This is a genomic window from Sedimenticola selenatireducens, assembly GCF_007625115.1.
In the GTDB taxonomy this organism is placed as follows: Bacteria; Pseudomonadota; Gammaproteobacteria; order Chromatiales; family Chromatiaceae; genus Sedimenticola; species Sedimenticola selenatireducens_A.
Genome location: NZ_VMNH01000003.1, coordinates 152,063 through 175,164 on the forward strand (window position 1 = coordinate 152,063; position 23,102 = coordinate 175,164).

General features: G+C 49.5%; 25 protein-coding genes and 1 pseudogene. 16 read left to right on the forward strand and 10 right to left on the reverse strand.

Annotated elements, in window-relative coordinates:
* Positions 1-139 precede the first annotated feature (139 nt).
* From hisB to FHP88_RS01825, 10 genes are all read left to right on the forward strand, one after another.
* On the forward strand, positions 140-730 hold the full coding sequence (gene hisB, locus FHP88_RS01780; protein WP_144357267.1) for an imidazoleglycerol-phosphate dehydratase HisB: 591 nt from the start codon (positions 140-142) through the stop codon (positions 728-730).
* A 28-nt stretch (positions 731-758) separates the two neighbouring features.
* The gene (hisH, locus tag FHP88_RS01785; protein ID WP_144357268.1) at positions 759-1,400 is read left to right on the forward strand and encodes an imidazole glycerol phosphate synthase subunit HisH; all 642 of its coding nucleotides are present in this window, start codon (positions 759-761) and stop codon (positions 1,398-1,400) included.
* 43 nt (positions 1,401-1,443) lie between these two features.
* Positions 1,444-2,181: a 1-(5-phosphoribosyl)-5-[(5-phosphoribosylamino)methylideneamino]imidazole-4-carboxamide isomerase gene (gene hisA / locus FHP88_RS01790; protein WP_144357269.1), complete on the forward strand. Its 738-nt coding sequence runs from the start codon at positions 1,444-1,446 to the stop codon at positions 2,179-2,181.
* 36 nt (positions 2,182-2,217) lie between these two features.
* On the forward strand, positions 2,218-2,988 hold the full coding sequence (hisF, locus tag FHP88_RS01795; protein ID WP_144357270.1) for an imidazole glycerol phosphate synthase subunit HisF: 771 nt from the start codon (positions 2,218-2,220) through the stop codon (positions 2,986-2,988).
* Positions 2,985-3,302, forward strand: coding sequence for a phosphoribosyl-ATP diphosphatase (locus FHP88_RS01800; protein WP_144357271.1), 318 nt, complete (start codon positions 2,985-2,987; stop codon positions 3,300-3,302). The genes hisF and FHP88_RS01800 overlap by 4 nt, the downstream gene beginning before the upstream one ends.
* 147 nt (positions 3,303-3,449) lie before the next feature.
* Positions 3,450-3,698: a Sec-independent protein translocase subunit TatA gene (gene tatA / locus FHP88_RS01805; RefSeq protein WP_144357272.1), complete on the forward strand. Its 249-nt coding sequence runs from the start codon at positions 3,450-3,452 to the stop codon at positions 3,696-3,698.
* Between the two features lie 39 nt (positions 3,699-3,737).
* Entirely contained in the window at positions 3,738-4,091 is a 354-nt protein-coding gene (gene tatB / locus FHP88_RS01810) for a Sec-independent protein translocase protein TatB (protein WP_144357273.1), read from the forward strand.
* Positions 4,092-4,109: 18 nt separating this feature from the next.
* Complete coding sequence (gene tatC, locus FHP88_RS01815; RefSeq protein WP_144357274.1) at positions 4,110-5,294, forward strand: twin-arginine translocase subunit TatC; 1,185 nt, start codon at positions 4,110-4,112, stop codon at positions 5,292-5,294.
* Between the two features lie 361 nt (positions 5,295-5,655).
* The gene (locus FHP88_RS01820; protein WP_144357275.1) at positions 5,656-6,219 is read left to right on the forward strand and encodes a hypothetical protein; all 564 of its coding nucleotides are present in this window, start codon (positions 5,656-5,658) and stop codon (positions 6,217-6,219) included.
* A gap of 221 nt (positions 6,220-6,440) precedes the next feature.
* Positions 6,441-8,267, forward strand: coding sequence for a thioredoxin domain-containing protein (locus tag FHP88_RS01825; RefSeq protein WP_144357276.1), 1,827 nt, complete (start codon positions 6,441-6,443; stop codon positions 8,265-8,267).
* A gap of 9 nt (positions 8,268-8,276) precedes the next feature.
* Here FHP88_RS01825 and FHP88_RS01830 read toward each other — a convergent pair whose 3' ends face one another.
* Positions 8,277-8,615: a pentapeptide repeat-containing protein gene (locus FHP88_RS01830; protein WP_144357277.1), complete on the reverse strand. Its 339-nt coding sequence runs from the start codon at positions 8,613-8,615 to the stop codon at positions 8,277-8,279.
* 128 nt (positions 8,616-8,743) lie between these two features.
* Here FHP88_RS01830 and FHP88_RS01835 point away from each other — a divergent pair, with 128 nt between their 5' ends.
* Positions 8,744-9,151, forward strand: a complete 408-nt coding sequence (locus FHP88_RS01835; protein ID WP_144357278.1) for a hypothetical protein — start codon at positions 8,744-8,746, stop codon at positions 9,149-9,151.
* 24 nt (positions 9,152-9,175) lie between these two features.
* Here the strand turns inward: FHP88_RS01835 and fdhF are convergent, their stop codons facing one another.
* On the reverse strand, positions 9,176-11,920 hold the full coding sequence (fdhF, locus tag FHP88_RS01840; protein ID WP_144357279.1) for a formate dehydrogenase subunit alpha: 2,745 nt from the start codon (positions 11,918-11,920) through the stop codon (positions 9,176-9,178).
* Positions 11,920-13,593: an NADH-ubiquinone oxidoreductase-F iron-sulfur binding region domain-containing protein gene (locus FHP88_RS01845; protein ID WP_260843130.1), complete on the reverse strand. Its 1,674-nt coding sequence runs from the start codon at positions 13,591-13,593 to the stop codon at positions 11,920-11,922. The genes fdhF and FHP88_RS01845 overlap by 1 nt, the downstream gene beginning before the upstream one ends.
* Between FHP88_RS01845 and FHP88_RS01850 the strand changes: the two genes are divergently transcribed.
* Complete coding sequence (locus tag FHP88_RS01850; RefSeq protein ID WP_144357280.1) at positions 13,575-14,111, forward strand: hypothetical protein; 537 nt, start codon at positions 13,575-13,577, stop codon at positions 14,109-14,111. The two genes, FHP88_RS01845 and FHP88_RS01850, sit on opposite strands and share 19 nt — an antisense overlap.
* Positions 14,112-14,295: 184 nt before the next feature.
* Here FHP88_RS01850 and boxA read toward each other — a convergent pair whose 3' ends face one another.
* From boxA to FHP88_RS01865, 3 genes are all read right to left on the reverse strand, one after another.
* Positions 14,296-15,513 carry a benzoyl-CoA 2,3-epoxidase subunit BoxA gene (gene boxA, locus FHP88_RS01855; protein ID WP_144357281.1) on the reverse strand — a complete coding sequence of 406 codons (1,218 nt, stop codon included), beginning with the start codon at positions 15,511-15,513 and terminating at the stop codon, positions 14,296-14,298.
* Between the two features lie 228 nt (positions 15,514-15,741).
* The gene (locus FHP88_RS01860; protein WP_144357282.1) at positions 15,742-16,713 is read right to left on the reverse strand and encodes a tetratricopeptide repeat protein; all 972 of its coding nucleotides are present in this window, start codon (positions 16,711-16,713) and stop codon (positions 15,742-15,744) included.
* Between the two features lie 76 nt (positions 16,714-16,789).
* On the reverse strand, positions 16,790-17,125 hold the full coding sequence (locus FHP88_RS01865; RefSeq protein WP_144357283.1) for a hypothetical protein: 336 nt from the start codon (positions 17,123-17,125) through the stop codon (positions 16,790-16,792).
* Positions 17,126-17,332: 207 nt separating this feature from the next.
* Here FHP88_RS01865 and FHP88_RS01870 point away from each other — a divergent pair, with 207 nt between their 5' ends.
* The 3 genes from FHP88_RS01870 to FHP88_RS01880 all read left to right on the forward strand — a co-directional run bounded on the left by FHP88_RS01870 (position 17,333) and on the right by FHP88_RS01880 (position 20,089).
* Positions 17,333-17,788, forward strand: coding sequence for a hypothetical protein (locus tag FHP88_RS01870; protein WP_144357284.1), 456 nt, complete (start codon positions 17,333-17,335; stop codon positions 17,786-17,788).
* A 133-nt stretch (positions 17,789-17,921) separates the two neighbouring features.
* The gene (locus tag FHP88_RS01875) at positions 17,922-19,388 is read left to right on the forward strand and encodes an ATP-binding protein (RefSeq protein WP_144357285.1); all 1,467 of its coding nucleotides are present in this window, start codon (positions 17,922-17,924) and stop codon (positions 19,386-19,388) included.
* The gene (locus tag FHP88_RS01880) at positions 19,385-20,089 is read left to right on the forward strand and encodes a response regulator (RefSeq protein WP_144357286.1); all 705 of its coding nucleotides are present in this window, start codon (positions 19,385-19,387) and stop codon (positions 20,087-20,089) included. Before FHP88_RS01875 ends, FHP88_RS01880 begins: the two co-directional genes overlap by 4 nt.
* A gap of 246 nt (positions 20,090-20,335) precedes the next feature.
* Here the strand turns inward: FHP88_RS01880 and FHP88_RS01885 are convergent, their stop codons facing one another.
* Genes FHP88_RS01885 through FHP88_RS01895 form a run of 3 tightly spaced genes read right to left on the reverse strand, consistent with a single transcriptional unit; the run spans position 20,336 to position 21,640 of the window.
* Entirely contained in the window at positions 20,336-20,635 is a 300-nt protein-coding gene (locus FHP88_RS01885) for a hypothetical protein (protein ID WP_144357287.1), read from the reverse strand.
* A gap of 40 nt (positions 20,636-20,675) precedes the next feature.
* A complete protein-coding gene (locus FHP88_RS01890; protein ID WP_144357288.1) occupies positions 20,676-21,038 on the reverse strand; it encodes a hypothetical protein in 363 nt (120 codons plus the stop codon).
* An 8-nt stretch (positions 21,039-21,046) separates the two neighbouring features.
* On the reverse strand, positions 21,047-21,640 hold the full coding sequence (locus FHP88_RS01895) for a hypothetical protein (protein WP_144357289.1): 594 nt from the start codon (positions 21,638-21,640) through the stop codon (positions 21,047-21,049).
* Between the two features lie 431 nt (positions 21,641-22,071).
* On the opposite strand from FHP88_RS01895, the pseudogene FHP88_RS01900 reads away from it, so the two are divergent.
* Positions 22,072-22,262: pseudogene (locus FHP88_RS01900) on the forward strand (integrase core domain-containing protein); the annotation flags it as partial.
* A gap of 1 nt (position 22,263) precedes the next feature.
* Here the strand turns inward: FHP88_RS01900 and FHP88_RS01905 are convergent.
* Positions 22,264-23,055 carry a nuclease-related domain-containing protein gene (locus FHP88_RS01905; RefSeq protein WP_144357290.1) on the reverse strand — a complete coding sequence of 264 codons (792 nt, stop codon included), beginning with the start codon at positions 23,053-23,055 and terminating at the stop codon, positions 22,264-22,266.
* Between the last annotated feature and the right edge of the window lie 47 nt (positions 23,056-23,102).

A 23,102-nucleotide genomic window follows, 5' to 3' on the forward strand; every position in this document is an offset into this window, starting at 1 on the left:
CGCTCCTGGTCATCCATGACCCCGCGACATAAGTCCATCCTTGGACAAATCAGCCATTTCCCATAGAATGCCCTTTTGGCCGTAACATTATGGCCTGTCATCGTACTGAGAGACGATTTATAGCCGCTGGAGTCGACCCATGCAGCGTAAAGCTGAGATCGAACGTAATACCCTTGAGACCCGAATTAAAGTCAGCCTGAACCTTGATGGTTCGGGGGAGTCGAGTCTGGACACCGGCATGCCCTTTTTGGAGCACATGCTGGATCAGGTGGCGCGGCACGGTCTGATTGATCTTGCAGTAATCTCTAAGGGAGACCTGCACATTGATGGCCACCACTCAGCCGAAGATATCGGCATCACCCTTGGGCAGGCTGTTGCACAAGCCGTCGGTGACAAAAAGGGCATCTATCGTTATGGACACGCCTATGTGCCGCTGGACGAGGCGCTGAGTCGGGTTGTGCTCGATTTTTCTGGTCGGCCCGGGCTGGAGTTCGATGTGAACTTTCCCCGTGCCATGATTGGCGCCTTTGATACCGATCTCTTCTATGAGTTTTTCCAGGGCTTTGTGAACCATGCCGGTGTAACCCTGCATGTGGATAATCTCAAAGGCCGCAACAGCCATCACATTGCGGAGACCGTGTTCAAGGCCTTTGGTCGGGCGCTGCGCATGGCGTTGGAGCCTGATCCCAGGATGGCAGGGGTGATTCCCTCCACCAAAGGTTCTCTTTAATCTCAATACACGCTGGCAGTCTAAACATATGTCGAAATCCATTGCAGTCATAGACTATGGCATGGGCAACCTGCGCTCTGTCTCGAAGGCGATTGAGCATGTCGCTGGGGCGCATGACAAGATCCACGTTACCGATGACCCGGAATTAATCCTGCAGGCCGATCGAGTGGTTTTTCCTGGTCAGGGGGCGGCGCGTGATTGTATGGCCGCAATTTCTAAGCATCATCTGAATCGGGCCGTGCTGAAAGCGGCGGAAACCAAGCCATTTCTTGGAATCTGCATGGGCATGCAGGTGTTGATGCGCTTTAGTGAGGAGAATCAGGGTACCCCGCTCATGGGGCTGTTCGAGGGGCAGGTTAAACACTTTCCGGAATCCAGGGACGCGGAGGGTCATCGACTTAAGATTCCTCAAATGGGCTGGAACAGGGTCAAGCAGACCTTGGATCATCCTCTGTGGGAAGGTATCGATGATGACACGCGTTTCTATTTTGTTCATAGCTACTATGTCGACCCGGAAGATCGCGAACTGGTCGCCGGCACTACGGATTACGGCATCCCGTTTACCAGCGTGATTGCGCGAGATAATCTGTTTGCTACCCAGTTCCATCCAGAGAAGAGCGCGGATGCAGGACTGCGTCTGCTGCAGAATTTTGTCAATTGGGATATCTAGCTATCCCACTGTTTTTAGCTGCTACTTACAAAGGTACTGAACTGTGTTACTGATACCCGCAATTGATCTCAAAGATGGTCGCTGTGTGCGTCTGCGCCAAGGCCGTATGGAAGATGAAACCATCTTCTCCGATGATCCTGTAGAAGTAGCTGGTCGCTGGGTGGATGCTGGGGCGCGCCGCCTGCATCTGGTAGACCTGAACGGTGCCTTTGCCGGTGAACCGGTTAATGGTGGGGTGATTCAGGCGATTGCCAGGGCCTATCCCGACTTGCCGATACAGGTAGGCGGCGGTATCCGTGATGAGAGAACCATCCAGGCCTATCTGGAGGCTGGCGTCAATTTCGTCATTATCGGTACCCAGGCGGTTAAAGAACCGGAGTTTGTAGCCCGTGCCTGTGCCTCGTTTCCAGGGAACGTCATCGTTGGACTGGATGCCAAAGAGGGCATGGTTGCCATTGATGGCTGGGCAACTGTCACTGATCAGGAGGTGACAGAGTTGTCACGCCGCTTTGAACAGGATGGCGTCTCTGCCATCGTCTATACCGATATTGGACGTGACGGCATGATGACTGGCCCCAATGTCGAGGCCACGGCAGCCTTGGCTAACGCGGTCAATATCCCGATTGTAGCCTCCGGTGGTATTACGAATCTGGACGATATCGAGGCGCTGTGCAAGGCTGAAACGCAGAACATTATGGGTGCAATCACCGGTCGTGCCATCTATGAAGGGACGCTGGATTTTGCTGCCGGACAGACGCTGGCTGATAGCCTTAGCCGCTAACTCGGTTGTCCATGAATACTTCGAGAGATTACTGAAATGCTGGCCAAGAGAATCATACCCTGCCTGGATGTCGATGCCGGGCGCGTGGTAAAGGGCGTCAAGTTTGTCGATATCCGTGATGCAGGAGATCCTGTTGAGGTGGCCCGCCGCTATAATCGCGAAGGGGCTGACGAGATCACCTTTCTTGATATCACTGCCAGTTCAGACGACCGCGAGACCATCGTTCACGTAGTGGAGCAGGTGGCCAGCGAGGTGTTTATCCCGCTGACTGTGGGTGGCGGTATCCGTACCACTGATGACGTTCGGCGCATGCTCAATGCCGGTGCTGACAAGGTCGCCATCAATACGGCTGCCGTGTTTAATCCGGAATTCGTGAAAGAGGCCACGAGCCGATTCGGTTCCCAATGTATCGTTGTGGCCATTGATGCGAAGCGCACCAATGCCGAAGGCGAGCCCTCCAAGTGGGAGATATTTACCCATGGTGGCCGTAAGCCTACGGGGTTGGACGCCATTGAGTGGGCGCAGAAGATGGTGGCGTACGGGGCCGGTGAGATCCTGCTGACCAGTATGGATCGGGACGGTACCAAGGTGGGGTTTGATCTGGAACTGACCCGGGCCATCAGTGATGCCGTGACCGTGCCGGTGATAGCCTCGGGCGGGGTGGGTAATCTACAGCACCTGGTAGACGGTGTCTTGCAGGGTGGTGCCGATGCTGTACTCGCTGCCAGTATCTTCCATTTCGCCGAATACAGTATCGAAGAGGCCAAACGGTTCATGGCCGATCAAGGTGTAGAGGTTCGCTTATGAGTGATCTGCTGGAGCGCTTGTCGGCGGTATTGGAATCACGCAAAGATGCCGACCCGGACTCGTCCTACGTGGCCAAGCTCTATAGTAAGGGGCTCGATACGATTTTAAAGAAGATCGGCGAAGAAGCGACCGAGACCGTCATGGCCGCCAAGGACGGGGACAATCAAAAAATTGTCTATGAAACGGCCGATCTCTGGTTTCATACCCTGGTACTGTTGGCGCATCAGGGATTAAAGCCCCAGGATGTACTGGATGAGTTGGATCGACGCTTTGGCCTGTCTGGATTGGAGGAGAAGGCGCAGCGGGGCGAATGATCGTCAGTTAAAAACCCTGCGCAGAGCGTTATTTTCGGTTATTATCAGGTTCTTCTAGCGGATCGAAGTCCGCGATATGGAAGATTGTTTCAGTAGGTTCATCCGTTCATTCCGAAACGGACCGTTGCTTTTGAGGTGGAGAAGATTATGGGTTTTGGTGGAATCAGTATCTGGCAGTTGTTGATCGTCCTGGTAATTGTACTGCTGCTGTTTGGAACCAAACGGCTCAAAAATATCGGCTCGGACCTGGGTAATGCCGTGAAAGGCTTCAAGGGTGCCATGTCAGATGAAAAGAAGAACGATGACAGTGCCCGACTGGAACAGGCTGATGAAGAGAAAATCATTGAAGGTGAGGTGACCAAAAAGGAACAGTCCTCCGATTCAAAAAAATCCTGAAGCATTACGGACTCACTGAGTAGCAGGTTATTTTAGCTTATGTTTGATATCGGCTTCTGGGAGTTGGCAATCATCGGACTGGTAGCGCTGGTGGTTGTTGGGCCAGAGCGTCTGCCCAAGCTGGCTTATACTGCCGGTAAGTGGATGGGAAAAGGGCGCAAAATGCTCTCTCAGCTGAAAAGTGAGATCGACAAGGAGATGAAGGCTGAAGAGCTGAAACAGATTCTTGAAGAGCAGAAAAAGCAGATGGACCCCCTCCACGAAATCGTTGAGGAGACCAGTGGTACCCTGCGTGATTTTGCTAATGAGACCAATAAAACGGCCCAAGAAATAGAGAAGACGGAAGCCAATGAATCTGAAAAAGACGAGCAGCCGGCCAACTCTCCGAAATAGTCCCATCAAAAAAACCACATGACGACACAGAATGACGGGGTGCGAGACGCCCTGAGCGAACAACCCTTTGTAGCACATCTCCTGGAGTTGCGGGATCGGCTACTGCGGGCAGTGATTGCCGTGGGTGTGATTTTTGCGTGCCTGTTCTACTTCAACAATGATATCTATGTGATGGTGGCCGGGCCGCTGATGGCCCATCTGCCGGAAGGCTCGTCAATGATCGCCACTGAGGTGGCCTCTCCGTTCCTGACGCCCTTCAAATTGACCCTCATGGCGTCAATCTTTCTGGGTATGCCGTTCATCCTCTATCAGCTCTGGTCTTTCATCGCACCGGGGCTGTACAAGCATGAAAAACGCCTGATGATACCGCTGGTCGCATCCAGCGCATTCCTCTTCTATGTCGGCGTCATGTTCGCCTATTTTGTGGTATTCCCTCTGGTCTTCGCCTTTATGGCGGGTACCACGCCAGACGGCGTGGTGATGGCGACCGATATTGCCAAGTACCTCGATTTCGTGCTCAGCCTGTTCTTTGCCTTTGGCCTCGCCTTTGAAGTGCCGATTGCCACTATTATTTTGGTTTCCATGGGCATGACCACGCCGGATAAGCTGGTTGAAAAACGCCCGTATATCATTGTGGGTGCATTTTGTCTGGGTATGTTGCTGACACCGCCAGATGTGATTTCGCAAACCCTGCTGGCCTTGCCAATGTGGATACTGTTTGAGATTGGCGTCTTCTTCTCGCGGATCATAAAACGTGACAAGGATCGGCGTGAAGAGGCAGAAGACGAGGAAGGACAGACTGATGTGAATGCCCCCTCTGACGAGCCAAAAAAGCCCTCACCAGCTGCGCCTGCAGCGGCAGCATTTGTCTCTGATCCGGCATTTGATGTGGATGATGCCCCCTTGGATTTGGAACGCTTCAAACCTTTGACGCCTGAGGAGCTGGATGCAGAGTTGGATGTCATCGAAGCTCAGGAAGCGGAAGAAGCTGAGGAAGAAGAGGGTGGCGATCTTGGTGAGTCAGACGATGAAGGCTTTTATGATGATGTCATCGATGAAAAGTTGCGCCGTGTTCAGACGTTGCGCGATGAAGGCGAAGAGGTAAAAGCCCGGGGGCTGCTGTATGAGATCCTTGGCCAAGCCAATGAGGAACAGGCTAAAGTCGCACGCAATATTCTCGATCAACTGGATGAGGATTATTGATACTCATCCAGTACCCATCTATAGAATAAGTCAGGGTAGTGATATGGGCGCGCATTCCGTGTCTTCAGATTAGTTTCTATTGGCGACTGTCTCAGGGCTACTTCGATGGCCTGACGCTGATTCCGGCGTAATAATTCCCCTATAGCAAATAGTGACGGCAAAATTCATTGCCGTGAAAGATTCAGCGTGCGCTTCTCATCCATCCGAGCAGGTTTGGGCGTATTGGTGTGATTTTATGAGGTATTTATAAGCTCGGCCCGGTTAATCAGATACATAGGCGTCATGCCGAACTGCGTGAAGCCAATAGTGTGATCCATAACAACCAGATAAAAATTATCTTTGTACATAGAGGAATAATAAAATGAAAAAACTTGCTCTACTTTGTGCGTTTATGGTCCTGTCTTTTCCCTTACATGCAGGCTTTTTGTCTGGTTTTTTTAGCAGTGCCGCTGCAAATATCGTAACAAGTGATAGTTCAGGTGGCGTTCAGCAAGACGATCTGAAAAAAATCAACAGCTATTTATGGGATATGGTTAAGAACGAAAAATATATACAAGATTACGCGTTTTATACGGAATTGTTGGAGCAATCGAACAATCCTTCTTACCTCGATACAGTTGCTCATGTGTACTTTAATAATGGGGAAAAGGATAAGGCTAAAGAATTGTATGAAACTAGAGTTTTACCCTATAAAAGATATGATCAAGCTTATGTCAACCAGTACAGAATATTCGCTGAGTTAGACGAAAAAGATACTATTGACTATGCCCGCATTTATGAAGACGCAAAAGAATACAGCGAGTCAAAGAACGCCGCTCAATCTGATTCTGGCTCATCAGATTTAGTATTTTGGCTAATTCTAATGGCTTTGCTTGTCAATGCCTATATTTCCTATAAGACCGCAAGAAAGGCGTCCGTTATTTAAAACAGGTCAGTGTGCAGCGTGGGCACATATTTTGTGCCCATAGGCAAATTTTAAGTAGCGGTAATCTCCCCAAGAAAAATGTAAAACCATTTCCAGATATAACGGTCTTACTCTTCAATGCTTGATCATGTTTCATGAATCAGTCATGTGATAAACAATCATTATCTCAGTCGTTCATTCTTACTTAGAGAGAAGAGTTCGAAATCCGCAAGAGGAGCATTATGTTCAAAACGCCGCTGCTGTTTTTGGTGCTGCTACTCTCGCCACCGCTGCTTGCCAGTAATGCACTGAGCAATCACCTCACCAATCACCCATCCCCCTATCTGGCGCTGCATGGTAATGACCCTGTAGCTTGGCAGGAGTGGGGGCCTAATGTGATGGCGCGAGCCAAACGTGAAGGTAAGCTGGTGTTTATCTCCAGTGGTTACTTTGCCTGTCACTGGTGTCATGTCATGCAACGTGAGAGTTATCAGAACCCAGAGATAGCCGTCTTGCTGAACCGGCACTTTATCCCGGTGAAGGTGGATCGTGAACTGTTGCCTGCGCTGGATGCCCATCTGATTGATTTTGTCCAACGTACACGCGGCCATGCCGGATGGCCACTGAATGTGTTCCTCACTCCGGAAGGCTATCCCCTGTATGGATTGACCTATTCTCCTGCGGACACATTCCAGAAACTCTTGGTAAAACTGGAAGTGACATGGAGTGGGCATCACCAGCAGTTGAGTGATACAGCACGCCTGGCCTCTATCGAGTTGACGAGTAGTGCGCAATCAACCGCACAGGAACCAATACTGATTGATACTCGTCATCTGCATGCCGGATTAGTCACCATGGCGTTGGCCATGGGCAATGAGATGGAAGGGGGGTTCGGCAACGGCAATCGATTCCCGATGGTACCCCAGTGGATGGCGTTGCTCGATGCTCAGGCGCGTGAACCGGATGCGCTGTTAGCCGGCCTGCTTGAGCTGACACTTGATCGTATGGCGACACAGGGGATGCGGGATCATCTGGCGGGTGGATTTTTTCGTTATACCGTCGATCCTGGCTGGCAGATTCCCCATTATGAAAAGATGCTTTACAACCAGGCGCTGCTCGCTCGACTCTATTTGCAGGCCGCACAAGTCCTGAATCGTCCTGATTATCTGCAAGTTGCCAGGGATACACTGGATTTCACCCTCAAAACACTTTCTGGTGGTGATGGAGGCTATATCGCCAGCCTTTCAGCGATAGATAGCCAGGATGTGGAGGGGGGTGGTTATCTCTGGCGGGATGATCAACTGCGTACCCTCTTGACGGATGATGAGTATGTCTTTGCAGTAAAGCGCTGGCGTCTTGATGGCACTCCAGAGACCGAAGGAGGCTTTCTGCCAGTCGATCATCAGTCACTGGAGTCCCTTGCTCCACTCTTTAAGCGCGCAGCCTCAGAGTTGACCGCTTTGGAGCAAAAGGTCCGTGATAAGCTGATGGCAGATCGGCTGGTGAGGGCGCATCCCCGTGATGGCAAGCAGCTGGCGGCTTGGAATGGTTTGTTGTTATCAGCTCTGGTAGAGGCGGGAGGCTTGCTTCAAGAGCCCCGCTATCTTGAGGCCGCCACAGCGCTCAGAGGGTTCTTGATCTCCCAGTTATGGGATGGTGAAACATTAATGAGGGCACGTGGTAATTCTGGTCCCATAGGGGGCGCCGCACTGGAGGATTATGCCTATGTGGCAACAGGGCTGGATGACTGGGACAGTCTGCAGAATGAAAAAAGTGAAACCGGCAAGCAGGTGCAACTATTGATTGCACAAGCTTGGGCGCGCTTTTATCGCGACCCAGGCTGGGTCAATAGCGATGACACATTGATCCCCGGTTTTTTAGCAGAAAGCGCAATCGCAGATGGCCCGATGCCATCACCCGCCGCCTTGTTGATTGAACTGACCTTGAAGCGTGGCAGTGAATCGCAGAAAAATCAGGCTAGACAGGCACTCAGGCGGAGTTATCCTGAAACAAGCCATAACCCGATTGCCTACGCAACCCATGCCCGCATCCTGATTAATACTCCCTAGGGAGACTTATTACCGATAACGCATCCGGGTTCCGTGAACCAGTGAAAGGTTGATCTCATCGGCGCTTAACTGTTTTGGAAACAGAGTGCCAGAGATCTTCGCGCCACTGATGCTGGCACCTTCCAGATTAGTCTCCGAGAGATCAAGACCGCGAAGATCGGCCTGGCGAAGATAGCAGTCTCTCAGATCAAGGTTTCGGGGATCGAGCTTACGCAAATCCAGGGCCCGTAGATCAACACCACGCAAGTCACAAGGTGAGCCGGGTTGATGTTGCTGGTTAAACTGATCAACTTGTCCATCACGCAGTAATCGATACAACGGATCATCTTTAATAATGGGAGTAGCCATAAGTACCATTCTGTCCTATATCTGTTTTATTGGTAGGTGTGCTAACCGAAAGTATAGTGCAGGGAGCGGTTGATGCGAATGACTTCTCCCCTTATAAACTATACTTTTGTTAATCAAGAGGCCGTTAAATGAAGATATTTATACCCAGGGTGCCGAAGACCACAACTACCCGGGAGCTTGAGGGTCTGGTTGCTGGCTTGCTGGATAAAAAATTTCACTTTCCTTTTACTGCGCGCCCAGCAATCGAAACTTGTGATGTACTTCAGTTCAGGGACGGTGAGGGCTTGGTCGAGTATCATGGATTAGTCTCTGTCTCTCCAGATCAGGCAGGTTCATGGCTGATATCTCATTTCAAGGGGCAGCGCCTACACAATGAGCCGGTTTTTGCTCGGCAGTTCATGCAACGTAATCGCAGTAAAGAGAGCACGAATAGAAGTGCTGACCGTCGACGCAGTGATGTTCAGATTACAAAGGTCATTACAACCAATCCCAAAGTGACGGCTATTGATCAGTTTCGACGTGACCATAGTGCATGATCGTAAATCTATTAAGTTGTCAGATCAGGCTTGTTCAATTTTAATGGCGCAAAATTTAAATTCAGGAATCTTCCCGTCTGGGTCCAGCGCATCATTGGTTAGCATATTGGCTGCCGCCTCGTAATAACAGAAAGGCAGGAAAATCTGTCCAGGATTCAGCCCACGGTCACTGCGTGTCCCTGTCACCACCTCGCCGCGGCGTGAGCGTATACGGATCGATTCGCCTGCATGTAGGCCAATCTGTTCGAGTAGATCAGGATGCACCATCGCTACAGCTTCGGGTTCCAGGCTGTTTAGAACGCTGGCTCGACGTGTCATGGCGCCCGTATGCCAATGTTCGAGTTGTCTGCCGGTGATTAGAATATAGGGGTAGTCATCATCAGGTAGCTCGTCCGCATGACTGAAAGCAGCGGGAATGAGAGCGGCTTTACCCCCTGCGCGTGGGAACTGCTCCTGGAATATAACAGACTCACCAGAATCACCTTCATGGCTGCAGGGATAGGTGACCGCACTCTCGGCCTCAAGGCGTTCCCAAGTGATGCCTGCAATGCTAGGCATTACTTGGCGCATCTCATTGAAGACATCCCTCGGTCCTGTGTAATTCCACTGCAGGCCGAGTCCTTTGGCCATTGCCAGAAGGATGTCCAGATCCTGCCGCGCCTCACCGGGTGAGTCGATTGCTTGTCGCCCCATCTGTACTCGTCGGTCTGTATTGGTGAAGGTGCCCGTTTTTTCAGGGAAAGCTGAGGCGGGCAGAATTACATCCGCGTAATGGGCTGTCTCCGTCATAAAGATATCTTGCACCACCAGATGTTTCAGTGAAGCGAGTGCCGTGCGGGCGTGGTTCAAGTTGGGGTCCGACATGGCGGGATTCTCACCCATGATGTACATCCCCTGTATATTCCCATCATGGATCGCATGCATGATTTCAACCACGGTCAGGCCAGGATTTGGATCAAGCGTTGTCTGCCAGAGTGCTTCAAACTTTTTACGTATTTCTGCATTATCGACTCGCTGATAGTCTGGGTAGACCATGGGAATGAGGCCAACGTCTGATGCACCCTGTACATTGTTTTGTCCACGCAGGGGATGCAACCCACAACCCGGCCGTCCGATCTGTCCGGTGATCAATGCCAAATTGATCAGGCAACGTGCATTGTCAGTGCCGTGAATATGCTGGGAAACACCCATGCCCCAGAAGATCATGGAACCTTTGGCGCTGGCGTAGATGCGTGCCACCTCATAAAGTGTTTCAGCGGGTATACCACAGATAGGCGCCATGCGTTCAGGGGTGTAATCCTGCAGATGCTTTTTAAGTGTGGTGTAACCTTCAGTGCGTTGCTCGATAAAGTTATGATCAACCAGATCGAGTTGGATAATGGCATGCATGATGGCATTCAACATTGCCACATCAGTGTCAGGATTGAACTGCAACACATGATCGGCATAGCGGGCGATATCCGTTTTACGTGGATCCATCACGATTAACGTCTTCCCATCACGGGCTGCATTTTTAAAGAACGTAGCCGCAACCGGATGATTGGATGTGGGGTTGGAACCGATGAGCACTATCACCTCAGCGTCTGCTACATCGGCTACGGGATTTGAAACTGCGCCAGACCCAATCATCTGCAACAGTGCGGCGACAGATGAGGCGTGACAGAGTCGTGTGCAGTGATCAACATTGTTTGTATTGAACGCGGTTCTGATCAGCTTTTGAAACAGGTAGGCCTCTTCGTTTGATCCTTTGGCGGATCCGAAACCGGCTAAGCCATTCGGTCCCTGTTTTTTGTGAATCTTCTTGAGTCCTTTGGTCGCAAATTCCAGAGCCTCTTCCCAGCTTGCTTCCCGAAAATCCCGTAATGGATTGTTATAATCCATATCCATCTCGATGTGCTTCGGTGCATCACTTCTGCGGATGAGCGGTTTGGTGAGACGCTGGCGATGGGTGACATAATCAAATCCATAGCGTCCCTTGACGCAGAGACGATTATGATTGGCCGGTCCATTACGCCCTTCGACAAAAAGAATGCTGTTGTCTTTAACGTGATAGGTCAGTTGACAGCCGACACCGCAGTAAGGGCAGACGGAGTGAACCTGTTTGTCAGCAAGCTGATTACCGACATCACCAGCCGGCATGATTGCGCCAGTCGGACAGGCTTGCACGCATTCACCACAAGCGACACAGCTGGAGAGCCCCATAGGGTCAGCCATATCAAAGATGATCTGCACTTCACTGCCCCGTCCAGCAAAACCGATGACATCGTTGGCCTGTTCTTCCCGGCAGGCACGCAGGCAACGCCCACACTGAATACAGGCATCCAGACTGGTGGTTATTGCAGGGTGAGAACAATCTTTCGCGGGTTGCTGGCGTTCTGGAAAACGGCACTCGGTTACAGCGAGTTTTTCACACCAGTGTTTAAGCTCACTATGGGGTGTCAATTGATTTGTTTTAGGCGCATCGGACTGCAGTAGTTCCAGCACCATTTTTTGCGCGGTCATTGCGCGTTTGGAATGGCTGGTAACTGACATCCCTTCAGAGGGATAACGGCAACAGGAAGGCGCGAGTATCCGCTCACCCTCAATCTCCACCACACAGGCGCGGCAATTGCCATCAGCACGCAGAGTCTCTGTGTAACAGAGATGAGGAATCTCGATGCCTTGCCTTTGTGCCACCTGAAGAATGCTCTCGTCCGCTTGTGCTGTGACGGTTACACCATTCAACGTGAAGGAGACTGCTGTTGCATTGGGGTGTTGTGACTGGGTCATTATCCAAACTCCTCCGGGAAATACTTCATCGCACATCGGAGTGGATTAGGAGCGGCCTGGCCGAGTCCACAGATAGAGGCATCACCCATTACCTGGCAGAGCTCCTCCAATAATGCTTGATCCCATTTTTTCTCATTCATTAACATCGCCGCTTTTTTTGTGCCAACACGACAGGGAGTGCATTGACCACAGGATTCATGGGCAAAGAATTTCATGGCATTTAGCGCTTGCTCTCGAACACTGTCCTGGTCAGATAGCACGATGATGGCCGCTGAACCAATGAAACAGCCATACTCATTCAGGGTATCAAAATCGAGTGGAATATCACTTAATGTGGCCGGCAGAATGCCACCTGATGCACCACCGGGAAAGTAGGCCTTGAGTGTATGACCCTCTGCCATGCCCTCACAGTATTCATCAACCAGTTCACGTAGCGTGATGCCAGCCGGTGCGAGATACATGCCGGGAAGTTTCACTCGACCGCTAACCGAAAAGCTGCGTAGGCCGTGACGGCCATTCCGACGATGTGCGCTGAACCAATTGGCGCCCTTCTCCAGTAGCTCACAGACCCAGTAGAGGGTTTCCATGTTGTGCGCTAATGTGGGCAGACCAAACAGCCCCTTTTCTGCAATGTAGGGCGGACGTAAGCGGGGGACTCCTCGCTTGCCTTCAATTGATTCAATCATTGCGGACTCTTCGCCGCAGATATAGGCACCCGCCCCACGACGCAGTTCGATGTTCGGTAATGGGCAGGGAGGATCTTTAATTAATGCTGCAATTTCTTGCTGTAGTAATGCTCGAATGCCGGCGTATTCATCACGCAGATAGATGTAGATTGTCGCAATGCCGACTACGTGGGAAGCAATTAACATCCCTTCCAAAAAACGGTGCGGGTTGCGTTCCAGATAATAACGATCTTTGAATGTCCCCGGCTCGCCTTCGTCAATGTTTACTGCCATCAGGCGGGGTCCAGCAAAGCTGCGCACGATACGCCATTTTCTCCCAGTAGGAAAACCAGCCCCGCCAAGTCCTCGCAGATTGGCGTTTTCCAATGTGGTGATTATTTTCTCACGGGTCGTTTCGTCATCAGCTTCAACAAGCGTTTTAAGTTGCTGATAGCCTCCGAGTTTAAGGTAGGTTGTATAGGCGAGTGCGGTATGTGGAATCAGGTCATTATATGATCCCTGATCAATTGTTCGGTAGATACGACTGGATTGGGCAAACGGGATCGGCTTAGTACCCACAACGGCAACCGGGGCCGTTTCGCAGCGACCAACACAGGGAACGCGTTGTATGCGTACAGTTGACCCCAGACCTGCTTGCAGTTCCTCGATCAGCTTCTCTGCGCCAGCCATGTTACAACTGATAGAGTCGCATACTCGTATAGTTAGCGTCGGTGGGGGTGTATCGCCATCTTTAACAATATCGAAATGGTGATAAAAACTGGCTACCTCATAGACTTCACCCGTTGAGAGTTTCAGTGCTTCGGCCAATGCGGTCAGGAGTCCACTACCAAGATAACCACGATCATCCTGGATGCGATGCAGATATTCAATCAAGAGGTCACGCCGCGGTGGCCCATTATTCATGTACGGTAGTAAGGCATTCAGATCTTCTGCTGTTGCCTGCCGGCCATTAGGGCGGGATCTTTTTTTTGTCGTTTTCTCTTTCAACAACAAGTCCTCTTTTTTGTGCGCTATTTGCTAACTATAACCCAATGCTGAATCATGACAATCCAGAGGCATTAATCTGTTGGCAGGATAAGGGTATTTATCAAGCTTTCAGCCGGAGTCGTGGGAAAGAAAGGCCATCATTTTGCCTGGCCCGTCGATCACCTAGATATTGGCTGTATGATTTACAGTTCCGTGATTATGAAAATACCAATATGCTGGATCTTCCGTTGGCATGCGGTGTTGCTGTCATTGCGGCTCATATGGGGCTGGGTCGCTTTGAGTACAAACTAAAATTCTGGCGGAATTTTTCAAAGAAGCCTGCCTACTTTGATGATGATTACTTTATTTTCTTGTATAAACTCAACGATCATCCAAATATCTATGCCGATATCTCAGCCATTCTTGCACTGCTACGGGCACGGGCACTGTGTCATCTTTCCAGCAGACAGATGTTTATCATAAGATACTGTTTGGAACTGACTATCCGTACCTTTCAGTATTCGGAAGAACAGTCATGATCTTTCGAAGGGGCAAATGAAAGATATACGTAAACTAGCCAATCCCTTTGATCGCTATGCCGCGGCAATTATGGAATATATTCCAGCAGGGAGCCCTCTCTACCTTAACAACCAGACAGTATTGAATTGGGCAGAGCAGGAGTTTTTAACTAAACAGCGGACGATCACATCGATTGGTAATGCGTTAGTACGTCTCGACGTGATAGCGGCCGCTACTTTTCATTGTTATTTTTGTTTCAGTCCAACTTAGATTGTTATCAGCACAGATTTTTTCAAAAGCCTCTTCTACGCCTTTTTCCATCTCTTTTAGACCGCAAATATAGATATAGGTATCTTGTGAATTTAGGAGTGCTGCGAGTTTATCAGCTTGGTTAATCATCCGGTTCTGCACGTACTCTTTGGGGTTATCCGGTAGTCTGGAAAATACCAACTGTTTATCAATAAACCGATCGCTGAGTTTATTGAGAGGCCCAAAATAGGGTAATTCACCTGGGGTTCTTGCGCCGAAATAGAGGAGCAGTTTTCCGCCTGCATCAGGCATGTGTCGTCTTCGGTACTCTGTCATGGCACGAAAGGGCGCGGATCCTGTGCCCGTACAAATCATAATAAGATTGGCGCTGGTTGTATTGGGCATCAAGAAGGTTGCGCCAAATGGTCCAGTAACAAGTACCTGATCACCTTTCTTTAAATCACAAACATAGTTTGAACCGATACCTCTTACCGTTTCCCCGTCTTCTTGAAAAACAACGCGCTTCACTGTGAGCGCCAGGTTGTTTGCGCCTGGGCGTTCACCATCGCGTGGACTGGCGACAGAATAAAGCCGTACCAAATGAGGGCGGCCTTTTTCATCTTCACCGGGCGGAATAATACCAATACTCTGGCCTTCTAATACGGGGAAGGTTTTGTCACCAAAATCGAGAATTACATGGCGGATATCCGATTCGCTATTGTCATCAGTCAGTCTAAAATTACCGGCTACGCGGGCAGTCATCGGTTTATCGCGATTGTATATGTTGATATAAGGTCGTTCGGCAGAAGCAGGCGGGAGTACTTTTCCACTTTCACCCGAGTGCGCTACTTTTAGAATTTCGCTAGCGTCTTCTTCGTTGGCTTCCTGTTGTTGTGAGTCAACCGATGCCGCATCGCCATGATCAATCTCAGCCGGCAGTTCTCCCCAGGAAAACTGCGCTTCAATGGAATACCCGGCTGTCACCATACGCCAGTTATCAATAGAACCCGTCGGGCAGGGTGAGATGCAATCCATGCAGTAATCACATTTTGCGGCATCAACGACGTAATTATTGTCATCGTGAGTGATGGCGTCCACGGGGCAAGTCTCTTCGCAGGTATTACAGCGAATACAGATCTCTGGGTCGATTAGATGTTGGCGTAGAAGGCTCATAGTGGCAGGCCATTGGAGTTGCATAAATATCGGTTACTGATGTATTGATGCTGTACGCACTATTAGCGTAATCCATGCAGTGATGGACATGCATTAAAGTACACGTATGATGCTCATTAAAGCAGAGTTAATTGGGTATTACATCCTTATATAAAGTGGTTGAATTATCTGGTTTCGCTGTACGTGCCAGGATTGTGATCAATTGGCTTTATGGTAAACGCTAACCGGTTAGCATGAGTTTTTAGATTCGGTATTCAAATTTAGTGTACTACTTGATGTTTTGTCTTGAGGCGTGTCCGCTGTTTGTCTGAAATAATCAATACCCTTCTGGGTAGGTGCCATTGATACAGCCTTTAGACGCGTTAAACTTTTTCTGGTCATATCAATACCGTTTTTACCTTGCTCTGTTTTCATATCCCATAACTCAATGGCTTTTTTATAAGCAATTTTCGCTTCAGTCACATCATTCATCAAGCTTCTGATTTCACCGATGTTATGGAACACCTTTGCAAGTGACTGACTGTGTTCCACAGGATTTGCCTGGTAAATAGTAACTATTTTATCGAGATGCTTTAATGCTTGTCCGTAGTTGCCCAGTTGCATTTTCATTTCGACCAGCCGGTGTAACCGCTGTGCTAAAACAGGGATAGGCGTATCGCCCTTGTTTATCTGTTCAAGTGCAATGACCTCTGTCAAAAGTGAAACTGAATCAGAAAGACGGTTTTGTTTTTGATAAATCAGTGCCAGGTCATCCAGTAAGGTGGGTAAGGCCTGATTTTGTTCTGCGTTACTGTTTTGCTCCAGGGAAATCATTTTTAACAACAATCTTTCTGCAACCATGAAGTTTTTCAGATTGAATGCCATATCTGCCGCGTAAGCCAGATAGCTCAGGTTTTCGGGTTGGAGCATTAATGACTCACTAATGAGCTTGAATGCCTTGCCCTTGTCCCCCTGGCTGGCGGCTATCACCGCCAGGCGATACGCGGCATAGGCTACTTGTTTTTTTCCGTTAAACCGCTGGGCTTCCAATGCCTCTGCACTTTCTACAATGTCAAATGTTAACGTTTTATAAAGGCCGGAAACATCTTCTTGTGTTGTTGGATTTGCCAGCACCATTTCCGCTAATACGTAGGGCAATATTGTCATGCCTGTTATTACAAGCGGTGTGACGAGCTGTTTGATTATTTGTCGTGTGCTCATGATGCCCTCTTTTACGAATAACCTGTGTATGTGAATTTCAGCGGCGCTCACTGCCTGGAAAGTGAGCGCCGGTGGCTTACTGTTTCCGACAACCCGCAGGTTTCATCGCTATGAACGCTTCCATCTGGCTGGGTGTCAGGATGCTTGCGATCTTTTCGTGCATCTGGTCATGCGCCTTTCGACGCTCTTTGCCCTTTTCCCGATGTCGCTCTTTCTGTGAATCAAAGAGTTGCTTCAGAGAAGCGGCTTGCTCCTCAGTCAGGTCAAGCTTATTCGTGAGCTGTTCTATATTGGGTGGGGCTGGTGGTGGTCCACCACCACATGGCCCATCTTTGCCTGGTCCCATAGCATAGACGCTGCTGGTAAGTGTTATTGCGGCAATTGTGGCCACAATGGTTTTCCTGATCACCATCGATTATCTCCTGGTTTATGTGGTTGTCAGCGGAGCGGTCTTTAGTCGCCCCTCTGGAATAGAACAGTAGCGCTCAAACATGCAGGCAATAGGGAGAGAGTGTGGAGAAATCATGGAAATAGTAAGGGGGCTAAAACTCCATAATGTCTCCACATTTGTTACTTAATATATTGAGTGTTAAATAACGAGAGAGACAGGAGACAAAGGATGATCGATTCAATTGGTAGTACAGGCATGGCAATGCCACCACCACCCCGCCCGCAAGGCGGTGCTTCATTGTCAGATGATCAGAAGCAGCTGATCAGTGATACCCTGAGTCAATTTGATGTGGATAATCTGACTGAGTCAGACGCCCAGTCTATTGTGTCCACCTTTCAGGATGCAGGTATACAGCCGGGAAAGGCGCTGGCTGATGCGATGGCAGTTGCTGGTTTTGATGCCAAAGCCGTTGGGGATCTGGCGGGCGTACAAGGGCCACCATCGGGTCAGGGGCCGGGTGCCGGGGGTGGTGTCAATTTTAGTGAAGAGGTGATGATGGAACTCTACGAACTGTTGGATCAATATTATGCCGAAGGGGTTTCAGAGGCGGATCAAAACAGTTTGCTCCTTTCAATTCAGGAGTTGTTTGGCTCCGAGACTCAAATGTTTAGTGCCAAGGCCTAAAAGGCTGTTGGATTGAACAGCGGGTTGGCTGTAAACCCCTGGATGGTGATCAACTCAGATTCTCACCATCCAGGACTTTTCGATTCCAACGGAGCACCCGACACTCCCCAAGTCTGATGTTATAGTGCAAGGCATGTTTCCCATCCGTATCAAGATCTGGCATAAGCTGTTTTTCTCCATTCTGCTGGTGGTCATGCTGATTTTGGCGATCAACATGGGGGTATCTCGATTCAGTTTTCAGCAGGGTTTCAATGAGTTTATTGAAGAGGTAAGACTCAAACGATTAGACAGCTTTAGCCAGACCCTGGGAGCGCTGTACCAGGAACGGGGAGACTGGACCTTTCTGAAACAAGAGCCACTCTTGTGGCATCGGTTATTATCGGAGTCTGAGTTGGCACCGCCCCCACCACCCAGGGGAAGAGGTCCGCAGGGTCACCCGGGAAGACGGCCGCCGCAGGAGTTTGATCGTCCACCACCCCATCTTTTAGATGAGCCAGGTCCTCCGTCATCCCGGTTTATGCAAGAGCAGATAGGTCTGCTGGATCAGGCGCTGGCGCCCGTTGTTGGTCCTGTGCCTGAAGCGACAGACCGTCGGCTTCCGATAACCCTGGGCGGAAAAGTGGTTGGCTATCTCACGCTGCGAATCAATCAATCATTCCGTACCCAGATAGAGCGGCAGTTTGCCAGTAAACAGCTTGAAAACCTGCTACTGACTGCGCTGCTCTCTTTTGTTATCGCGGTCATTGCAGCTTTGTTGCTGGCCAGAGTGTTCAATCGCCCCATAGCCAGACTGGCAGAGATGGCCCGGCAATTAACCTCCGGACTGTTTGAGAGTCGTGCCCAGGTCAATACAGGCGATGAACTGGGTGATCTCGCTGCTGATTTGAATACCCTGGCAGAGACGCTGGATCACAACCAGCAAAGTCGGCGTCAGTGGATTGCTGACATCTCCCATGAATTGCGCACACCATTAACGGTATTGCGGGGAGAGCTGGAGGCGATGGAGGACGGCGTTAGGCCAGTCAATAGCGAATCCATACAGTCACTCTCGCTTGAGGTAAAACAGTTACAGCGGTTGGTCGAGGATCTTTATCAGCTCTCTCTGTCAGATATGGGCTCACTCAGCTACGAAAAAACACCTGTTGATCCTGTAAAACTCTTACGACAAGTGACAGAGGGGTTTACCCTCTCCATGGGTCAAAAGGCTATTACCCTCACAATGAACTGTGAAAGCGATGCGGTGGTGTTTGCTGATCCGCAACGGCTGACCCAACTGTTTACCAATTTGCTGGAGAACAGTCTGCGGTATACCGATGAAGGGGGTGCGGTTAATGTGCATTGTGAGGAGGGTGCGTCTTTGATGATCCATTTTGAAGATAGCGCGCCAGGGGTGTCGCCCGAACTGTTTCCAAAGTTATTTGATCGCCTGTTTCGGGTGGAGGGTTCGCGTAATCGTGACTCCGGCGGCTCCGGTCTGGGTTTGTCTATTGCGCAGAGTATTGCACAGGCCCATGGCGGGCGACTGACGGCTGAGGCCTCGTCGCTGGGTGGCCTGAAAGTCAGTCTGATGTTACCTATTCAGTCAACGAGGAAGATATGAGTACGGCTGAATCAAAGCGTACAGTGCTTGTAGTTGAGGACGAGGTAAAGATTGCCCGCCTATTGCAGGACTATCTTCATAATGATGGCTATAACACCTACTGGCTGGATCGTGGTGAAGGTGTGGTTGAGTGGGTAAGGCAATCACAACCTGATCTGATTTTACTGGATCTGATGTTGCCCGGTAAGCATGGTATAGCCGTGTGTCAGGAGCTGCGAAGTTTCTCCAATGTTCCGATTATTATGATTACGGCACGGGTGGAGGAGATTGATCGGATATTGGGATTGGAGATCGGTGCTAATGATTACATCTGCAAGCCGTTCAGTCCCCGCGAAGTAATGGCTCGGGTCAATGCACTTTTTCGTACATTGGCCAGTAGTCAACAGCCCAAGGTGAACGACTGTGACGTGATAACACTGGATGCTGAACGGATGCTGGCGACCGTTGCAGGAAAGGCCCTGGATCTCACCCCGGTAGAATTTCGACTGCTCAGTACGTTGGTTAAACAGCCGGGTCGTATCTTCGCCCGGTCACAATTGATGGATAATCTTTATGAAGATGGCCGGATAGTGACCGACCGTACCATCGACAGCCATGTGAAAAACCTGCGAAAAAAGATTTCACAGTATCAGGGTGATTCAGAGCTTATCAGGTCCGTTTATGGTGTGGGGTATAAGTTTGAAGGGTTGGTTAAGGGATAAGATTGACTGGGTGGTGCAGGATGCAGACTTGGTAGCGCCTGTGGATGGGATAGCTGTAAAAACGTGTGCTGGGGTAATGGTAGTTAGATACGCAATTTGATTTGCTGCCGCTTTGTTAGCGAAAGTTATATTTTGAACATCTTCTTGAACCTGGTGTGCGGGTCGATAAATTATCTGCTATCGCTAATAACTAGCGGCTCAATAACAAATTATTCCCGTGACAGTTACACCGAGTTATTTACAGGCTCACGAATCACAATGGGCTGCACCACTTAATGATCGATCGTTAAGTCCGCCTGTTCCTGCTTCACAGGGGTGAACGGTCGTCAACAGACCTTGCGGTATCTTTGCGTCATGGCAGGTGATCTCGAACGGATCTGTGCCTAGCGTAATCTGGTGTTGCCCATCGTCAGGTGTGTCCATCTCTAGTTCACCCATCAACGGTAATGTGCCCATGAAAGGTATGCACTCTTCTACCCGATACAACACTTCAAGCCAGCCATCAGCAGAGGTATAGCCCCTTCCTCCGGCAGAGTTCTGTACCATGGCAATCTCACCACTTGCTTTGTAACGATAGCGCTGCTGCTTATCGAAATAAATACTTTACCCAAGTAAGTTTTGCGATCATCAAGCAGCGTGATATTGGAAACAAACAGGGTCTTCCGGCTGTCTGCTGTTTGATTTCAATGCTCACAGCGACGGTTGATTTACTGGGTTTACTCGCGGGTGCAGTGTAGATTGCGCCTGCTTTATCGTCTGCGACAATCCGATCAATTAGATGATTACCGCCTGGAATACCGTTTACACTCCAGTTAAAAGGTGTGGGTGTTTCTAATAGCGGTGCAAGTGCTACCCCTTTGGTATCACAACGAAACACATGTTCGGTTTTTTCGGTAGCAACCGAAGCGACTTCAACTAAGGCGCTCAGCCCATTACCAATACAAGCCACGGTCTGCGCTACTGCTTTCCATCAACAGCGATATCGACACATTCAATAAGCGCCTCACCTTGCTTGCCTTTGCACTGTGGGGCAACACCGTTATTAACCATCTGTTGGTATAGCTGCAGTTCGGCTGGATCAATATCACTGTCGTTAGATGCTCCTCCTGCGCCCATGCTGCCGAGCGTTACGCCTAATCCTTTCAGCATCTGGTTCTGCTTATCCATCATCTGATCTATTTGGCTCATGCGTTTTTCATCGGCGGCCTCTTGTCGACGAGCCTCCGCTTCTTCCTTTGCCTGACGCCGGTTATTCTGCTCTTCTGATAGGCGTGCAATGGCTTCATCGTCGGTCATGCCAGAAGGGTCAATCTTGAATTCGTTTTTCAGTCGTTGTCTTGCATTACTGACCTTCTTCGCTTGGTCTGTTACCCTTTTTTTACACTCAGCTTCACGGCGATCCTTTTCAATGTATTGCTCCTTGGTTGCTTTAGATCCATCCGTGTTAGCCAATATCCAGTTGTAATTACACTCCTCGGCAAAACTCATGGCGTGACTGCCTATCAGTAGTAGTGTGCTAAGGGTAATGGCTATTTGTTTGATCTGATTCATACAGGCTCCTTGTATCGATATTGCGTACACCCGGCACCGCTACATAATAGACAGCAACCACCGGCCGAATGGAGGTGATAAATAACGTCATCACATCCACACAACAAAAACACCATCCAGGGAATATCGACCTCGGGTGATTTGGGGCTAACGAAACTATTTGAGGCTTCGTTTCGCTTCAGGGAAAAGCGGTCACCCGAGGGTTTATAGCTACTTGCATTTCAAATATTCTCACCTTCATGGGGTTTGGGCAAGTCCTATGAAAGTGTCCTTGCTGCGTCCTATTGGCACAGGGTGCCTCGCTCCTAATCAATTAATTCTTCTGCATTTCAAAATATCCTCAGAATTTCTCGATCAGAAATTGATGCCCTATGTGGGAATACGTCATGGAGTATCCATGTCTCTCGGATCACTTTGAGCGGACCTTTAAGGAGTTCGGCTTGCCGCAGGCCATCCATACCGATAACGGCGCGCCTTTTGCCTCACCCAATGCGCTTTTTGGTCTAAGTCAGCTGTACGTCTGGTGGTTGCACCTGGGCATCGCCATTGAGCGTATCCAACCGGGAAAATCGCAGCAAAACGGGCGCATGAGCGAATGCATTTAACGCTGAAGAAGGAGGCCACTAAGCATCCAGATCCTTATTTTTTTGGTTTCGAACGTAATCTCGAAGATGTTTTGTCAGCGAAGCCACATCTTCATTGCTTAGCACCTCTCCTTGTCTTCCGATGAAGCCAGGAAGTGCTCTTGTGCTTAAGACCCAGACTTCTTTTTGGGCTTCAGCGCTCGCATTCACATACCACCCGGGGTAAGACACGACCGGCCGTACATAGTACTTTTTTCCCGTTAACTCCAGAATCAATTCTTGTAATGATCCGGCACCAGCAAGTACTTGTGTAACGGGGTTTTTCTCCGGCCTATATCCATCAATGATAATTTGTTGCCCATCGTAGTAGATCTCCGGCTTGCCTTTTGCAGGCTTGGACATGGTCTTTGTTTCTACTACAAATACGCCATGACGGCTTATTAATACATGGTCGAGGTTGTATCCTTCAAAAACCAGATCATGAATTACTTTCCAGCCCCGTTCACGCAAATCATCCAAAAACTGGCCTACCGCTCTTTCACCTGCTAGACCCTGCCGTAGGTTCCTGACTTCCTTTATGATCTTCAGTGTTTTCGGTATTACATAAATGATTACTATGAACAATAGTGCAGTGAGAATCCAGGGTTGTGGGGGAGAATCAAAAATAAATCGCCACCACTCATAACCCGTTAAAACAAACATAAGTAAGACCATCATAAAGTAAGTCATGGCCTTTTCATTTATGAGGTAGTCAATACGCTCTTCAAGCGACTGCCCAGGGTTTCGCAAAACAGCTCTTTTTATTGGGGATTTCTTATCCACTTTTTTCATACATCCTTGTGCTAAATTGAAACAAAGCCATCATTAACAATTTCATG

What these genes read in the sequence shown, in the direction of transcription:
- hisB (WP_144357267.1), top strand. Translation starts at nt 140, where the DNA reads ATGCAGCGTAAAGCTGAGATCGAACGTAATACCCTTGAGACCCGAATT.
- hisH (WP_144357268.1), top strand. Translation starts at nt 759, where the DNA reads ATGTCGAAATCCATTGCAGTCATAGACTATGGCATGGGCAACCTGCGC.
- hisF (WP_144357270.1), top strand. Translation starts at nt 2,218, where the DNA reads ATGCTGGCCAAGAGAATCATACCCTGCCTGGATGTCGATGCCGGGCGC.
- FHP88_RS01800 (WP_144357271.1), top strand. Translation starts at nt 2,985, where the DNA reads ATGAGTGATCTGCTGGAGCGCTTGTCGGCGGTATTGGAATCACGCAAA.
- tatA (WP_144357272.1), top strand. Translation starts at nt 3,450, where the DNA reads ATGGGTTTTGGTGGAATCAGTATCTGGCAGTTGTTGATCGTCCTGGTA.
- tatB (WP_144357273.1), top strand. Translation starts at nt 3,738, where the DNA reads ATGTTTGATATCGGCTTCTGGGAGTTGGCAATCATCGGACTGGTAGCG.
- tatC (WP_144357274.1), top strand. Translation starts at nt 4,110, where the DNA reads ATGACGACACAGAATGACGGGGTGCGAGACGCCCTGAGCGAACAACCC.
- FHP88_RS01820 (WP_144357275.1), top strand. Translation starts at nt 5,656, where the DNA reads ATGAAAAAACTTGCTCTACTTTGTGCGTTTATGGTCCTGTCTTTTCCC.
- FHP88_RS01825 (WP_144357276.1), top strand. Translation starts at nt 6,441, where the DNA reads ATGTTCAAAACGCCGCTGCTGTTTTTGGTGCTGCTACTCTCGCCACCG.
- FHP88_RS01830 (WP_144357277.1), bottom strand. Translation starts at nt 8,615, where the DNA reads ATGGCTACTCCCATTATTAAAGATGATCCGTTGTATCGATTACTGCGT.
- FHP88_RS01835 (WP_144357278.1), top strand. Translation starts at nt 8,744, where the DNA reads ATGAAGATATTTATACCCAGGGTGCCGAAGACCACAACTACCCGGGAG.
- fdhF (WP_144357279.1), bottom strand. Translation starts at nt 11,920, where the DNA reads ATGACCCAGTCACAACACCCCAATGCAACAGCAGTCTCCTTCACGTTG.
- boxA (WP_144357281.1), bottom strand. Translation starts at nt 15,513, where the DNA reads ATGAGCCTTCTACGCCAACATCTAATCGACCCAGAGATCTGTATTCGC.
- FHP88_RS01860 (WP_144357282.1), bottom strand. Translation starts at nt 16,713, where the DNA reads ATGAGCACACGACAAATAATCAAACAGCTCGTCACACCGCTTGTAATA.
- FHP88_RS01865 (WP_144357283.1), bottom strand. Translation starts at nt 17,125, where the DNA reads ATGGTGATCAGGAAAACCATTGTGGCCACAATTGCCGCAATAACACTT.
- FHP88_RS01870 (WP_144357284.1), top strand. Translation starts at nt 17,333, where the DNA reads ATGATCGATTCAATTGGTAGTACAGGCATGGCAATGCCACCACCACCC.
- FHP88_RS01875 (WP_144357285.1), top strand. Translation starts at nt 17,922, where the DNA reads ATGTTTCCCATCCGTATCAAGATCTGGCATAAGCTGTTTTTCTCCATT.
- FHP88_RS01880 (WP_144357286.1), top strand. Translation starts at nt 19,385, where the DNA reads ATGAGTACGGCTGAATCAAAGCGTACAGTGCTTGTAGTTGAGGACGAG.
- FHP88_RS01885 (WP_144357287.1), bottom strand. Translation starts at nt 20,635, where the DNA reads ATGGTACAGAACTCTGCCGGAGGAAGGGGCTATACCTCTGCTGATGGC.
- FHP88_RS01895 (WP_144357289.1), bottom strand. Translation starts at nt 21,640, where the DNA reads ATGAATCAGATCAAACAAATAGCCATTACCCTTAGCACACTACTACTG.
- FHP88_RS01905 (WP_144357290.1), bottom strand. Translation starts at nt 23,055, where the DNA reads ATGAAAAAAGTGGATAAGAAATCCCCAATAAAAAGAGCTGTTTTGCGA.